This is a genomic window from Actinomadura formosensis, from assembly GCF_050948385.1.
GTDB lineage: Bacteria > Actinomycetota > Actinomycetes > Streptosporangiales > Streptosporangiaceae > Spirillospora > Spirillospora formosensis.
The window spans coordinates 976,931-991,240 of record NZ_CP192011.1; the positions used below are offsets into that span (position 1 = coordinate 976,931).

Sequence of the window (14,310 nt, forward strand, 5' to 3'; positions counted from 1 at the left end):
AGCGAATCCGCAACCGTCCTCACCGCTGGTGCCCTGCCCGCCCGGCGCTGCCGGCGTGGGCGAGGACCCCGGCGACGGAGACGGCGAAGACGGGGCTGGCGTTGACGAAGGTGATGTCGGTGAGGGCGATGCCGGAGCCGCCGGAGGCGCAACCGGCGGGGTCTGCGCAGGAGCACCAGGAGACGGACTCGGCGCCGGATCGGCCACAGCCCTCACCGGGAGCGCCGACACCCACAGCCAGGCCCCGGCCGCCAGCACCACGAGCACGGCGACCTTGGCGGCGGCGCCGACCGGTGGCCCGAGGCCAGCCATTCGCAGGGTTCGCCGGCTCCGGGCGGTATCGGGAGTCACGAAGGTGTGCCCACAATGCTCTGCAGCAGCTTGACCAGCACCGGAGCCAGCACCGCCACCGAGTACCCGATCGCCGCGTACCGCAGTGTCTTCTTAGCCGCCTCCACCTCACCCGGGTCACCCCCGGCCAGGATGTAGCGGACTCCGCCGATCGTGGCGAAGAGCGTCGCCAACCCCACTAGCAGACCGACGATCACGTTCCGCAGGTTGGTGATCACCTCGTCCAGCGAGGCGGCCGCAGCCAGGCCCGTGCCGGCCTCGGCGACACCGGGCACCAGCAGGGAGGCGGCCACGCACCCGCCCGTCCACAGCAGCGAAGCGGTCAAGACCCGGCGTCGGCTGGGCCGTCGGCGCGTGGTGCGGCCCGCAGCAGCGGATCGCTGAGAGGTGTCCGTCGTCGGCCCGCGGCCTTCCCGAGTGCACCTGGGACGGCGGGCGTGCTGGCGTGCGTGATCGTGGATGCGCATGGCAGTGTCTCCGAACACGAGGTGGGAAACGGGTACGGGCTGCCATCGAGACCACCGGCACCGGCGCGGCCAAAAGAGGCTGCGGGTGTCCTCCTTGAAGGAACACGAGGCGACGGGATGATGCGGCGGGGACCGGGCTCGAAGCCGTCCGCCCTTCCAACTGCGCCAAGCGCCGGTGATCTCGACAGGCACCCCTGAAGCACCGCGACACCGGCCCGAATTCACCCGGCCATCGACGGCCTTGACCAACCTTTGAAGCGCCTCACTCCGCCAGCGCCGACCTCGGGAACACGCTCAACCCCTGCCGGAAGGCGCCCGATGGTCCTCGCGGCCGAGTGGCGGCGGACATACAGCTGGTAAGGAACGGCTCGGCCCGCCTTGGTTAAAAGGTGACCACCGGCGTGGGTGAAAACCGGATCGTCCGGCGGTTCTTCATTGCTGCAACGGGGATCGGGTGGCCGTCTCGGGTCACCCAGCAGATGAACCGCACACCGCCCAACCCGAACCACTCACCCACCGGACCCACCGGCGACATCCAGCGCCGGATGGTGCCGCTGACCATCTGGCTGTGCTCCGACACCACCGACTCGGCGCCCTCCAACGCGGGCAGCCGAGCCGATCCAGGCGCTGAGCACGCCCGCGCACACGCCACCCGGTCCGCCGCGCAGATCTGTCCGCCGCACCGGCAGGCGGTCGGCCGGGAACTGGCCCGACACCTGATCGGCACCTGCACCCACGAAGGCGACCTCGTCGCCGAGGGCTTCACCACCAGCGAAGCCACCCTGGTCGCCGCCGCCGACCTCGGCCGCCGAGGGATCGCCCTGGTCCCGCACTTCCCGCTCGCCCAGCACATCGGAACCCGGCTGCGCGCCGACCTGACCCAGGACCAGTTGGCGCAGGTTCAGATGAGGCCGGCCCGCCCGGACCAGATGGCCCGCGGTCTGGCCGACCACCTCGGCGACGTCGCCATGGTCGTCGCCGCACCGCCCCCGTATGAGACCGGCGGCCACCCGCCGCGCAGGGTGGGCGAGCGCGGCTGCCCGGCGTGCCGGGCGGACCTATGGATGCTCACCAGCGAACAACTGGGCCTGTTCCTGGCCTCGGCATGGAAGCTACTGCGGCCCGGCGGGGTCCTGGCCATCACCACCACCGCCCGCCACCAGGGCGGGCGCCTCATCGACCCTGCGCCGCGCATCATCCGCCGCGCCCAGGGACTGGGCTTCCAGTACGTCCAGCACGTCATCGCGCTCCGCGTCCCCATCGACGGAGACGCCCTGGTCGTCCAGGCCGGACCAGCCGACCTGGCACACCTCCGCGACGCCCGCTCCCGGGCACTGCCGCCCCAGGTCAGCGTCCACGCCGACCTGTGCCTATTCACCAAACCCCAAGCCCGGCAGGGGAACGGGAGCGCCCGATGAACCACAACGCCTCCACCGCCACGGCGAGACTCGCGTCAGTACTGGCGACGGGGCAGCGGCCCTCCCGGCTGCAGCGCCACGGCCGCTACACGCCCGAGTCGATACGCCACCCCGGCAAGATGCTGCCCGCGATCGCCGCCACCGTCATCGAAGCCTTCACCCGTCCCGGAGACCTGGTGGTCGACCCGATGTGCGGGATCGGCACCACCCTGGTCGAGGCCATCCACCTGGGCCGTGACGCCGCCGGGGTGGAGTACGAGCCCGACTTCGTGCACCTCACCGTGGGCAACCTGCGGCACGCCCACGCCCAGGGAGCCACCGGCACACCACAGCTGGTGTGCGGGGACGCCCGCAACATCGCCACCCTCTACCGCGCCCTGGAGGGGAGAGCGGCACTGGTGCTCACCTCACCGCCCTATGGTTCACACACCCACGGACACATCCGCTCCGGACGCGACAACGGCGGCGGAAAGATCGACAAGAGCCACCACCGCTACTCCACCGACCGCGGCAACCTCGCCCACCAGCCCCTACCCGGCCTCCTGGACGCCTTCGGACACATCCTCGCCGGCAGCGCCACCCTGCTGCGCCCCGGCGGTGTGATCGCCATAACCGTCCGGCCGATCCGGGTCAAAGGGGAGCTGATCGACCTGCCCGGCCAGGTCATCGACACCGCCCAACGCCACGGCCTCACCCTGGTCGGCCGGTACGCCGCCCTGCTCGCCGGTCTGCGCGACGGGGGGCTGGTCAACCGGGCCTCCTTCTTCCAGATGCTGGAGACCCGCCGCGCCCGCGACCGCGGCATCCCCGCCTGCGCCACCGCCCACGAAGACCTCCTCCTGTTCCAACGCACCACCGACATGCCGGAGGCGGCCCGATGACCAACCACCGGCACCACAAGCCAGCAGGGCGGAACCAGGTCCTGGAGATGCTGGCCATCCTCCAACTCGGCCTGTGCGGGCGGTGCGGACGCGCCCGCTACCTCACCCGCCGCACCGCCCGGCACGCCGCCCGCATCGCCGCTCCCGGCACCCGGCTGCGCGCCTACCGATGCGGCGACGCCTGGCACCTGACCGTCCCGGCAGGCCGCCCCCAGTTCATCGCGCCACCCGTCACGACCGTGCAAGAGACCGTCCCGGTCAGGCGCGGGCTTGACCGGCGGGGCGAAGGCGAGCGTCGATACGGGCGCTCCGCACCAGCCGGACCCGCCCGCCCGCGCGGCAGGCGACGCCCGTCCGGCGGCCGGAGCGGTTCTGACCCGCTGGAGGACGCCCGTGACACCCGCACCCATCCCTGCTGGCCTCACGGCCGCCGTGGGGCGGCGCCGGTTGCCGGGGGTGCGCGGTGAAACCCGGGCTGACTCCAGCGGAACTCCGTTCGCTGCCCGTCACCATCGACCTGGTCACCGCCGGACGCGCGTTCGGCATCGGACGCACCAAGGCCTACCAGCTCGCCCGCACCGGGACCTTCCCCTGCCGGGTGCTCCAGGTTGGCCGCAACTACCGGGTGTCCACCGCCGACCTGCAGACCGCCCTGGGCCTCCACCCAAAGGCGCCCGCCAGCGGCGACCAGTGCATGACCGCCGGGCAGCCTCCCAGCAACGAGAAGGAAGGCTGAATGGCCGCCAAGGGAAGCACGTTCAAAACCTGCGGATGCCGCGACCAGGACGGCAAACTGCTCGGCAAGAAATGCCCGAAACTGCGACGCGGCAAGGGCCGCTGGAGCAGCACCCACGGCTCCTGGAACTACCAGCTCGAACTCCCGCCCACCGCCGCCGGGGCCCGGCGCAGCCCGCTGCGCCGGGGCGGGTTCACCACCCAGGACACCGCCGACGCAGAGCTGAACCGCGCCAAGGAACTGCTGGCCATCGCCACCGATGACACAGCCCGCGTGCAGATCGCCGACCTGATTGTCCCCACCGTCCGCGCCACCAAAGCGCTGCCCGACCCCAACGAGGTGCGCCGCAAAGTCCGCACCGGGCAGGACCTGAGCCGAGCGATCACCGTAGGGGAGTACCTGGAGACCTGGCTGGCCGGACGCCGGAACCTGCGCGAAGGCACCCGCCGCTCCTACGCCAGCCACATCGAGCTGTACCTCAAACCCCACCTCGGGCACATCCTGCTGGAACGGCTCCGCGTCACCGACGTCGACCGGATCTTCGACGCCATCGACGAACTCAACGAGCAGATCACCACCGCCCGCGAATCCGCAGACCCCAGACTGCGCGCCAAGGTCAAGGGACGGCGCGTGGTCGGCCCGGCCACCAAGCAGCGCATCCGCGCGACCCTGCGGTCCGCGCTGAACAAGGCCATCAAGCAACGCCTCATCGAAATCAACGTCGCCTCCCTGGTCGAACTGCCCTCCGGCAAAGCGCCCAAAGCCCTGGTGTGGACCGACGAGCGCATCGCCGAATGGGAGCAGGCCTTCAACGAGCACACCGAGACGATGAACGCGCGCCGCAGACGGCAGGCACGGCTGGAACCGCACAAACGGATCGGGGACCGGATCAACCGGCTGGACGCCTACATCGGCGCCCCGCGCCCGTCCAAGGTCATGGTCTGGACCCCCGCCCTGACCAAGCAGTTCCTGCAGCGGGCACGCGGCCACCGCCTGTACGCCCAGTTCCATCTGATCGCCTGCCGGGGCCTGCGCCGCGGCGAGTCCTGCGGCCTGCGCTGGTCCGACCTGGACCTGCGCGCCGGCACCGCGGCGATCCGGTGGCAGATCACCCAGATCGGCCCCGACACCTTCCAAGGCAAACCCAAGTCCGACGCCGGGGAGGCCACCATCAGCCTGGACTCCACCACCATCAAGGAACTACGCGCCCACAAGACGCGGCAGAACACCGAACGCCTCGCCGCCGGCGACGCCTGGACCGAGACCGGATTCGTCTTCACCACACCCACCGGCCAGCCGGTCGACCCCAACGACGTCACCGACCAGTTCGAACGGCTGTCCATGGAGGCCGGGCTACCACCGATCCGGCTGCACGACCTGCGGCACGGCGCCGCCACCTTCCTTCTCGCCGCCGGATACGACATGAAGGTCGTCCAGGAGACCCTGCGGCTCTCCTCGATCGCGATCGCCTCCGACATCTACACCAGCGTCCTACCGCAACTGGGCCGCCAAGCCGCCGAAGACGCCGCCGCCCTCATCCACAACGCCCACCACCCGACCAGCCACCCGCCCGAACCATCCAGCGCCACCATCACCCCGCTGCCCCCACACGCCCAGCCCAACGGCGACGCAAACCCACACCCTGACACCGGGCAGAGCCAAACCCACGATCCTGACGGCCCGGACTCCGACACCAACGCCCAGGCGTCCTAACGTCCCGCACGGTTCACCGACCGAAATAGCCGCGCAACGCGCCGACACACGCGGCTTGGCGGGTCCCGTCATGCGGGAAGCGGCGTCGGCACTCGGCCCGAACCCAACCCGGCACCCGACGCGCCTGCGGCGGCTTCACCGTCCGCGGGCGCCGGGCTCTGTCCTTGGGTGTGACCGTGCTGCTGCGTGGACGCGGAGGCTGTACCCGGCGGTTACCGGGTACGGCCTCCGTCGATACCGCATCGGTCTCGTCCTCGCTACTCGGTCGATCGTGATCATGCCCGGTACGGCCCAAAAGGCGTCCGCCTTCGGGCGTGGCGGTCCGTCCGGTCACGGACGGGCTCAACCGGTAGTTCAGGATCGTCGCGTCCGTCCTAGTACTCCAGCCGCATTTAGAGATGGGTGAGTTCTCGTTGTCGCTGGTAGTGGCATCTTCGAGCACGGGCTTGGTGGCGGCGTCGCCAGTGTGACCAGTGCAGATGGTGTGCGGGTGGGTGCCGGGTCGGGTGCAGGAGGGCGTGGAGGCGGCGGATCTCGTTGACCGTGAGCGGGGCCAACGCGTCCGGATCGTCACCTTCATACCGCCGGCAGGGTGAACGTCCCTGCCGGGACGGCCCCCTGTGTGGCGAGGTCGTCGGCCTCGCCGTCGTCGGTGCCGCTTCGGCCTGGGGGTGGGGCGGCGGCCAGGAAGACCAGGTGCGCGTGGGCGACCATGGCCAGGGTGACGTGCCGGTACCAGGCGGTGTGCTTGCGGACCTGGTAGTGGTCCAGGCCGACCTCGTTCTTGGACGCTTGGAAGCATTCCTCGACGCTCCAGCGGGAGCCTGCCACCCGCACCAGCTCGGGCAATCCGACCGGCCGGTTCGCCCGGCACCGGTAGAACGCCAGGTCGGTGGGGTCGCTGATCGACCGGCGGGCCAGCATCCATTCGTGTTCGCCCAGGCTGATCCATGCCCAGTCGTACCAGCGGCGGCCTTTGGCGCCGTTTCCGCACGAGTGCCGCTGCCACGCCGTCTCCCCCAGGCCGGCGAACGCGGCATCGGCCCTGGTGCGGGTGCCGCCGAGCACGAGCGGGTGGTCGCAGGAGACCGCGAACACAAAGTTGATGCCGCGGCCGGTGCAGCGGCGGCGCAGCACGGTGTTGTCGCCGTAGGCCTCGTCGCCGGTCACCCACCCGAACACCAGCAGCGGATCATCAGCGGCGCGTTCGATCATCCGCCAGGCCAGCTCCGGCTTGGTCGCAAACCGCGTGCGCTCGTCGACCCCGGCGTCGACGAGCCGGCCCGGATCGGCGAACCAGGACTCGGGCAGATACAGCTCCCGGTCGATCAGAACCCGCTGCTTATCGGGGTTCACATACGAGCAGAACACCCCGATCTGACAGTTGGTGATCTTGCCTGCGGTGCCGGTGTACTGCCGCTGCACCCCCGCGCTGCGGCGGCCCTTCTTCTCAAACCCGGTGTCATCGACCGCCAGCACCGCGTCGGCCGAGCCGAGCCGCTCGGCCACCTGCCATCGCAGCGCGTCCCGCACCTGATCGGCGTCCCAGCGGGCGTGATTCAGTAGCCGCTGCATCCCATCGGGAGTGATGTCCCCGGCGAACTCCGCCAGCGACCAGCCGTTCTTGCGCTCCAGCCCGCTCAACAGCCCCAGCAGATACCACCGGGCCCGCACCCGGGGCTCCCGGCGCCCGAAGAACGGCGCCACCACCTGCGCGAACAACTCATCGAACCCATCAGCCCACCCCGCCGGATCGACATCTTCTACAGTAGGCGGCACGGCCACCGCCGATCGTCTGGTCTCAACACACCCACACGATCACAGCGGTGGCCGTCTCACGTCCCGACCTCGATCAGACCGAGATCTCCAAGTGCGGCTGGAGTACTAGGCAGCGGAGACGATGGGGCTAACCCGGACGCCGCCGCGAAATGGAAGACGGCGGTGCCAAGGACGGCCAGCCCAGCGCTGACCACAGGCGCCGCCCAGCGGCGGCGGTCGCGAGGACGCCGGTGCCGACGGCGCGGACGGACACACCACGGCTCATCGAGCTCAGGCGACACCCTCGCCTCCGGCGGGGCCGGCGAATTATTGATCACCACAGTTGGCTACCAACAGTGATGACGCCCGCACAATCAGGCGCTGTTGGCAGCTCCACGCGGACCACGTCGTTGGTGCCGGCTGAGTACCGCAACGCTCGCTGCAGCGGGTGTCCGAATGGACTGTTCCCCGCGCTTATGTATCATCCAGGCGTGATGTCAGTTCAGAGGCGAACCGGGTCCGCCGGACAATGACCTTCATGGCGTCGGTGGCAGCGACATCAGCTCGGGCAATCGCCCGCCGAGCGCCGCCCTCTGACACCGTCCGGGAAGTAATCCACGCCTTCAATGAGCGGGGACTGCCTGGACCCTAACTAGGCGGATGCCGTCCGCGCCGCATCGGGGACGATGACATTGCGTTCGTCGTCAAGACGGTCAACACATGCCTGACCGGCCTCGAGTACCGTCACCTGGTGGGAGCATCCACAAATTCGCCATCCCCGGCTGACCACAGCGAACACACGACCAGTATTGGACTCGAACGGGCTGCGGCAGCTCTTACGAGGTTATCCCCATGGCATTCCGGTTGCAAGAACGGATGCGCCGTTGATGCGGTATCCACGTCCGCCGGGACTTTGGCCCGGTCGGTCTTAGCCGGCCGAGGACTCAGCTCAGCTGGTGAGCGCGATTAGCGACCAGACCGAGATCACCGACCTGGTCCCTTGCCCTCATACTCGGCCGGGGCCGCCCAGCGGCGGTGATCCGTTCGCGAAGCTCATTAAAGATCGTATTGAGATCCAGGACCTTCGGCCCTCGTGGAACCCCCTCGGCCAGCAACCGGATCAACTCTCCTGTGAACGCGGTGTACCGGCTCCCCGATGGAGCCATAGCCATGCTCGTGCTTGAGGTCGAGGCGATGACGCACGCTCCCTTAATCACGGCGGCGGACATGATCTCGTCTGTGCCGCTCATCGTGCCCAGTGCCCGGCCGCTGAAGCAGCAGTCCAGAACCACGATCACGCGGCGCGCGGGAGCATCCGCGACGATCTCCCGGATCCAGTTGTAGGGCAACGCCGTATAGGCGCGGTCAGGGCGGGTATCGGGCAACGCCAACATCAGGTCGCCTGAACGCGAGACCTGCCCGTGGCAGGAAAAGTACACGAACAAGGTGTCGGTCGCATTGGCAGCCGCGTCATCTAGTCCCTCCAGCGCCTCAACTGAGCTCATGGGATTCATAAGGCCGACGCTGGTGTCGTGGGCAAAACTGCCCGTCTCCTTATCCGTCAACAGTGTCATGAGGTCGCGCACCCCGTTCGCCACACCCGGAAGGTCCGGCAGGTGCTTGTAACGGCTGACGCCGGCGATGTAAGCACGAGACTCTGAACGGACCGGCAGCGACCACCGCGAAGCCCGTTCCTCCGTGCCACCGGCGACCGTGTGAGGTGCGGGAAACGATGTCGTCGAGGTCGGAGTGACCGGCTCCGCACCGCGGTCGGAGGGCTCTGCGGCGGCTTGTCCGGTGAACGCAGAACGTGACACGGGTCTGGGGTGCGGTCGCACTTCCAGTGCTTCGTACGTCTCGCGGCAATCCTGGTCCGCAGCAAGCCACAGTTTGTAGAACCGCTCCCCTGCGACCTCCGGGACGAGTTCGGATCCCAGCCTGGCGGCGCGCTGTGCCAACACCTGGACCAGTGCCGCCACCAAATCACAGTCGGGCAGACGGCTGCGGACGAAGACGTCGTAGATCCGGGTATGGCTGGGCGGTGTCTCCAGGAGGCGCTGCTTCCTGATGTCTCCTTCGAGGTCGCGGGTGCTCGGCCTGCCTGCACGGCGTAGCAGTTCGCGCAACGCGTCGTTTAGATCTTTTAGGCTGCCATCAGGAAGAACAGGCCGGGCGAGATCTCCCCGTTCTCTCCCTACCATGATCAGCCTCCTCGGGGGCCGGAGTACGCGTTCGTTTTCTAGGGTGCCGGACAGATTGTCGCAGCCTGTCAGGCTGTGTTGTACGCCGTCAGACGATGTGGCTCTTCGTTGGCAGCGTTTTCGCTGGTGAAGGCCGCAGAACGTTGAAAGCTGTCAGGCCATGTGGCGTTCTGTACGCCCGAGTGGTGGTGTGTCAGCGCATTCGAAAGTGCCGGGACAGTAAGGGGCAGGTTGGCGACCGCCGACCATGAACCCTCTCACCCGTGAGGAGCCGTCGTGGACAGCGCCCTGGACCTCATCGTCGAAGGCCTGCTCGCCCAACTTCCAGCCGAACTGCTCACGGCGATGGTTATCGCTCTGGTCACCTGGGCAGTCCGCCGCCGCCGCAAGTCCGATAAGTAGGAGGATCAAGGTTTCAGTCGACGCGAGCATGGGCGAGATGAGGAGGGCAGTTCGCTCTGGGGTCCTGCTGAGTGGGGCGGACGGGCTACCGAGTTCGAACTGAGACCTTCACAGTCCGCTTCCCTGCGACCATCTGTGAGATCGTCCTCCGGTGCTTCGGAGGACGATCTTTCGTCTGGTTGGCCCTCCGGTGCCGCCGTACCGGGACCGTCTGGGTGCCGCCTGGCAGGCCCGGTTCGCCTCGTGTTTGCACCGCTGGCTTTCACCGCCGCGATCTGCTGCAGCCGGCGTCTCTCGTCCTGAAGTCGACCGCCGCGCTTCTGACGGGCTCCGCCAGTAGCCCATCTCACCCTCTCGACACCGACTTGTGTTATCGAGGAGATGGACCATCGACTCCCGCATCCCGGACCCGGCCCGGAGCGTCATCCAACCCAAGGGAACATTCGTGGTCACCACACTAGCGGCGGCGCAGGGTGGTTGCGCGGAGGGACGATGGGGAGGTGTCGGCGGAGGTCACCGGATCGGTGTGACATGCGATGGGTGGGCGATAGCGCTCGGCGGATGATCCTGCGAAGCGCAGTGTGTCGTTGCCTCATACACGATCGAGGCCGGGGGAACACCGCCCGAAAGCTGGAGTGACCAGGCCCGATCCGTGCCCGCGAGCAAACATCGAGCAGACAGGGGGACGAAACGGGGGGAACCTGGCGGCGGGCAAACCGGGACGATCTCGCGTTTGCCCTGGTCAGGGGTGGTGGGTCGCGTGGGACTCGAACCCACAACCTACGGATTAAAAGAGGGGATCGGTCTATCCCGGTCCGAGCCAGGTGTAAGAGACCGCGCCCGACCTACGTCTGTAGTGGTCGTTACGGCATGTCCTGATGCAGCCGACGCCCTCTTTAGTCATGATTGCGGGGTGTGTGCTGCCAAGCGTGGGGCGCCTCCGAAGCTGTCAGCTCGGGACGCGTTCAACCTGAACATCGAGGATGCCGAGACACTCGTCGCGTTGGCGAAGCTGCTGCAAAATCGTCGAACTCGGAAGATGCGCCGGGAGTTGCGTCAGCGGGCGGGCGAAGCGCTTCGTCTTCCGCAAAAGCAGTGGAATGACCTGGAGTGTTTGGAGAGTGATGCTGTCTTCGCGATCTTCAAGCCGGGGCATGCGTCCTGGCGTGAGCGGCTGACCGAGCCAGCGCTGCGCCCGTTGCTCCGCCAAGCGCTTGTAGCCGCGTGTGCGGCGGTCGAGACATTTTGCGCTGATCGGGTCATGGAGCGCTACAGCGCAACGATGAAGCTTGAGGAGCGTCCGCGGAGGCTTCTGGACTTGCCGTTGACGGTCGAGACACATTTGGACATCCAGTCGCACGGCAAGCCGGGACAGGGGTTGCGGAACGCTGTGGAGACGCAGGTGCGGCAACTGGCCAGTCCCGCCCCGGCCCAGATTGGAGAGTTGTTTGCCTTGGTAGGTGAGAAGCGACTCCTGACGAGAGTTGACGGGCGTCGCGGTGTTGCGAAGGAAACTACGACCGCTGACCTGCAGCGGATTGTTGAGAGACGTAACCGGATCGCTCACACTGGCGATCGAGCAGGACGCGGCCGCGCAGCGATTACTGTGGCCGAAGTAGAAGCTGATTTGTCAATCTTGGTGTCGATCATTGATGCGCTGGATGCTGAGACACGGCCACATGCGTGACTGCCATAGGGGTGAACGGCTGTGCGGAGCCCGGACCATGCGTCAGCTCGAAACTTGTGTCGTGGCTGCTCTTCGGCGGGTGGCCGTTGCGCGCAGACGACGTTGAGTAGGCGGCCGCGCCGAAATCGGCATGCCGATACTGGGGTTCGAGGTGTTGAATCAGTCTAGCACCGCTGTACTGGCCGCCTTGAGAGGAACGCGTGACGACGCCCACCCCTGGCGCACCGACGCCACCGCTTGTGTACCAGCTCACCCTCGAACGTCCAACCGGGATCAAGGACGATTCGTGGCAGGTGATCGAAGCGGCGCAGCGGCGTCTCGCCCTGGCTCTGGAGACCGGCGATCACCCGCTGTCCATCGGGACGGCGAAGGAGATGGTCGAGGCGATCGCGAAGATAGTGATGTCCACGCGCGGGCATGCCACCGGTGCCCTGATGGATTTTGATAAGTGCGTGATTCAGGCCCACCGGGCATTGGAACGCCTGCCAGGCCCGGACCTTTGCGACGACCAGACGCTGAGGCAGTTGGTTCAGAGCGCGAAAGGTATTGCCACGCAGCTCGGCGCGATCCGTAACACCTACGGAACAGGCCATGGCCGATCCGAGCAGCCCGCGATCACTGAGGAGATGCTCCATCTCTGCCTTGATGGCGCACTCTTGTGGTCGCGATGGGCGCTTCGCCGACTTGGCGTCCTCACGCTCTCGATGCCTGAGCCCTTGATCCAGGACCTCGAATACGCGACCTTCCGTCGTGGTGACCTTGCCAAGCGTCTGGACGCGGCCGCCTTGGCCGACTTGGACCCGGCGGTGCAACGCCGGATCGGACTTGCCGTAGCACAGCGCGCGATGCGGCAGACCTTCGTTGTCCGCCACGACGGCGTTGAGGTGTGCGCTGAGAGCCGCGACCTCACGGCCTGGCCTGCCTCCTATCGGAGCGCGGTCTTCGAGGGACTGTTCATCGACCCTAGCGGGCGACTGACCGTAGATGACTGGTCGGCTGAGTGGGCATCTCGCGTGCTCGCGCCCCTCCCAGAGGAGCAGACCATCGAGGTGATCGAGGAGTTGCAAAGCAAGCTTGCCGAGACCAGCGCGCCCTCACTTACGCAGGATCCCTTCGCGGGTGACTGGGGTCTCGAACAAGGACTCAAGGCGAGCGTCGCCTACTTGCCGCCGGCTGTGCACGACCAGTGGCAACTCCTCGCCCGCGAGGTCGCCGTGGCAGCCAAGAACGCCTAGCCTCGGGCTTTCACCGAGCGGCGGGTCGGGAGTGATCATTTAGACAAGAAAAGTGCCCTCCAGCTGGGAGGATAGGGCTTGTCGAAGGTACTGTCCGCGCCAGTTCAGAAGGCAGTTTTCACGTGAAGACGACAGGTCGCTCTGCCAAGCTCGTGGTGTCTTCGGATGGGGCCGGGATCGTCGGTCAGGCCGGCGGGGTGCTGCTGACCCGGACGCTCCGCGCGACCGGGCTCGACCGGGCCCTTTCGGTTGGGTTGGAGCGGTGGCGCAGGCCGCAGGCGGTGCACGATCCGGGCAAGGTCGTCGCGGACCTGGCGGTGATGCTGGCGCTGGGCGGGGACTGCCTGTCCGATATCGCGGTCCTGCGGGCCGAGCCGGAACTGTTCGGGCCGGTGCCCTCTGATCCGACGGTGTCGCGGCTGGTCACTACTCTCGCCCGAGCCGGTTCGCAGGAGTTGCGGACGATCCGCAAGGCCCGGGCGGCGGCTCGCGCACAGGCCTGGGAACTGGCCGGCGAGCACGCCCCAGGAATGGACGGGGGCCTGATTCCGGTGGATCTGGACGCCACGATCGTGCTCGCGCACTCCAACAAGCAGCACGTGGCCCCGACCTGGAAGCGCACCTTCGGGTCCCACCCGATGACCGCGTTCATCGACCACGGCCCGTAAGGGACCGGGGAGGCCGCCGCGCTGGTGCTGCGGCCCGGCAACGCCGGGTCCAACACTGCCGCCGATCACATCACCGCGGGTCGCCTGGCCCTCAACCAGATCCCGACCCGCCTGCACAAGCAGGTCATCATCCGGACCGATTCGGGTGGCGGCACCCACGAGTTCCTGGACTGGGTCACCGCCCGCCGCGTCAGGTACTCGATCGGGTGGGGCCTCACCGACGACATCTGCGCCGCCATCCTCAACCTGCCCGAACACATCTGGCAGTGCGCCTACGACGCCGACCGGCAGCCGCGGCCGGGGGTGTGGGTGGCCGAGCTGACCGGGATGCTGGACCTATCGTCCTGGCCGAAGGGCATGCGGGTCATCGTCCGCCGTGAACGCCCGCACCCCGGCGCGCAACTGCGGTTCACCGACATCGGCGGGCACCGGTTCACGTGCTTTGTCGCCGGCACCTGGCACGGGCAACTGGCCGACCCGGAACTGCGCCACCGCCGCCGCGCCCGCTGCGAGGACCGCATCCGCTGCGCCAAGGACACCGGCCTGCGCAACCTGCCCCTGCACGACGCCGCCGCCAACCAGATCTGGCTCGAACTCGTCGCGCTGGCCGCCGACCTGACCGCCTGGACCCAGATGCTCCCCTTCGCCGATCACCCAGCCCGCCGCTGGGAGCCCAAACGTCTGCGCCTGCGCGTCTTCTCGACCGCCGCACGCCTGGCACGGGGCGGCAGACGACTCCGGCTCCGGCTGGCCCGCCACTAGCCCTGGACCGACCTGATCGCCTCGCCGATCA

At 68.0% G+C, this 14,310-nt stretch carries 12 protein-coding genes and 1 pseudogene; 9 read left to right on the forward strand and 4 right to left on the reverse strand.

From position 1 onward, the window contains the following. Positions 1-19: 19 nt before the first annotated feature. Positions 20-235 carry a hypothetical protein gene (locus ACQP1N_RS04540; protein WP_433229304.1) on the reverse strand — a complete coding sequence of 72 codons (216 nt, stop codon included), beginning with the start codon at positions 233-235 and terminating at the stop codon, positions 20-22. Positions 236-347: 112 nt separating this feature from the next. Continuing rightward, positions 348-677, reverse strand: a complete 330-nt coding sequence (locus tag ACQP1N_RS04545) for a pilin (protein WP_301177925.1) — start codon at positions 675-677, stop codon at positions 348-350. 542 nt (positions 678-1,219) lie between these two features. On the opposite strand from ACQP1N_RS04545, the gene ACQP1N_RS04550 reads away from it, so the two are divergent. From ACQP1N_RS04550 to ACQP1N_RS04570, 5 genes are read left to right on the forward strand one after another with little or no spacing between them, the layout of a single operon-like run. Continuing rightward, positions 1,220-2,236 (forward strand): hypothetical protein, encoded by a 1,017-nt coding sequence (locus tag ACQP1N_RS04550; RefSeq protein ID WP_433229306.1) that lies wholly within the window; start codon positions 1,220-1,222, stop codon positions 2,234-2,236. Further along, the gene (locus ACQP1N_RS04555; RefSeq protein ID WP_433229308.1) at positions 2,233-3,117 is read left to right on the forward strand and encodes a TRM11 family SAM-dependent methyltransferase; all 885 of its coding nucleotides are present in this window, start codon (positions 2,233-2,235) and stop codon (positions 3,115-3,117) included. The genes ACQP1N_RS04550 and ACQP1N_RS04555 overlap by 4 nt, the downstream gene beginning before the upstream one ends. After that, the gene (locus tag ACQP1N_RS04560) at positions 3,114-3,584 is read left to right on the forward strand and encodes a hypothetical protein (protein WP_433229310.1); all 471 of its coding nucleotides are present in this window, start codon (positions 3,114-3,116) and stop codon (positions 3,582-3,584) included. The genes ACQP1N_RS04555 and ACQP1N_RS04560 overlap by 4 nt, the downstream gene beginning before the upstream one ends. Then, complete coding sequence (locus ACQP1N_RS04565; RefSeq protein ID WP_433229311.1) at positions 3,581-3,853, forward strand: DNA-binding protein; 273 nt, start codon at positions 3,581-3,583, stop codon at positions 3,851-3,853. Before ACQP1N_RS04560 ends, ACQP1N_RS04565 begins: the two co-directional genes overlap by 4 nt. Then, complete coding sequence (locus ACQP1N_RS04570; protein ID WP_433229313.1) at positions 3,854-5,566, forward strand: tyrosine-type recombinase/integrase; 1,713 nt, start codon at positions 3,854-3,856, stop codon at positions 5,564-5,566. Between the two features lie 576 nt (positions 5,567-6,142). On the opposite strand, the gene ACQP1N_RS04575 is transcribed toward ACQP1N_RS04570, so the two are convergent. Both ACQP1N_RS04575 and ACQP1N_RS04580 read right to left on the reverse strand, forming a co-directional pair. After that, positions 6,143-7,288: an IS701 family transposase gene (locus ACQP1N_RS04575; protein ID WP_242609080.1), complete on the reverse strand. Its 1,146-nt coding sequence runs from the start codon at positions 7,286-7,288 to the stop codon at positions 6,143-6,145. Between the two features lie 980 nt (positions 7,289-8,268). Then, positions 8,269-9,525 carry a caspase family protein gene (locus ACQP1N_RS04580; protein ID WP_433229314.1) on the reverse strand — a complete coding sequence of 419 codons (1,257 nt, stop codon included), beginning with the start codon at positions 9,523-9,525 and terminating at the stop codon, positions 8,269-8,271. 276 nt (positions 9,526-9,801) lie between these two features. Between ACQP1N_RS04580 and ACQP1N_RS04585 the strand changes: the two genes are divergently transcribed. The 4 genes and pseudogenes from ACQP1N_RS04585 to ACQP1N_RS04600 all read left to right on the forward strand — a co-directional run bounded on the left by ACQP1N_RS04585 (position 9,802) and on the right by ACQP1N_RS04600 (position 14,279). Then, positions 9,802-9,927: a hypothetical protein gene (locus tag ACQP1N_RS04585; protein ID WP_433229316.1), complete on the forward strand. Its 126-nt coding sequence runs from the start codon at positions 9,802-9,804 to the stop codon at positions 9,925-9,927. A gap of 913 nt (positions 9,928-10,840) precedes the next feature. Further along, positions 10,841-11,614: a HEPN domain-containing protein gene (locus tag ACQP1N_RS04590; RefSeq protein ID WP_433229317.1), complete on the forward strand. Its 774-nt coding sequence runs from the start codon at positions 10,841-10,843 to the stop codon at positions 11,612-11,614. Positions 11,615-11,814: 200 nt separating this feature from the next. Next, positions 11,815-12,849 (forward strand): abortive infection family protein, encoded by a 1,035-nt coding sequence (locus ACQP1N_RS04595; protein ID WP_433229318.1) that lies wholly within the window; start codon positions 11,815-11,817, stop codon positions 12,847-12,849. A gap of 122 nt (positions 12,850-12,971) precedes the next feature. After that, positions 12,972-14,279: pseudogene (locus tag ACQP1N_RS04600) on the forward strand (IS1380 family transposase). Positions 14,280-14,310 lie beyond the last annotated feature (31 nt).

What these genes read in the sequence shown, in the direction of transcription:
- ACQP1N_RS04555 (WP_433229308.1), top strand. Translation starts at nt 2,233, where the DNA reads ATGAACCACAACGCCTCCACCGCCACGGCGAGACTCGCGTCAGTACTG.
- ACQP1N_RS04560 (WP_433229310.1), top strand. Translation starts at nt 3,114, where the DNA reads ATGACCAACCACCGGCACCACAAGCCAGCAGGGCGGAACCAGGTCCTG.
- ACQP1N_RS04570 (WP_433229313.1), top strand. Translation starts at nt 3,854, where the DNA reads ATGGCCGCCAAGGGAAGCACGTTCAAAACCTGCGGATGCCGCGACCAG.
- ACQP1N_RS04580 (WP_433229314.1), bottom strand. Translation starts at nt 9,525, where the DNA reads ATGGTAGGGAGAGAACGGGGAGATCTCGCCCGGCCTGTTCTTCCTGAT.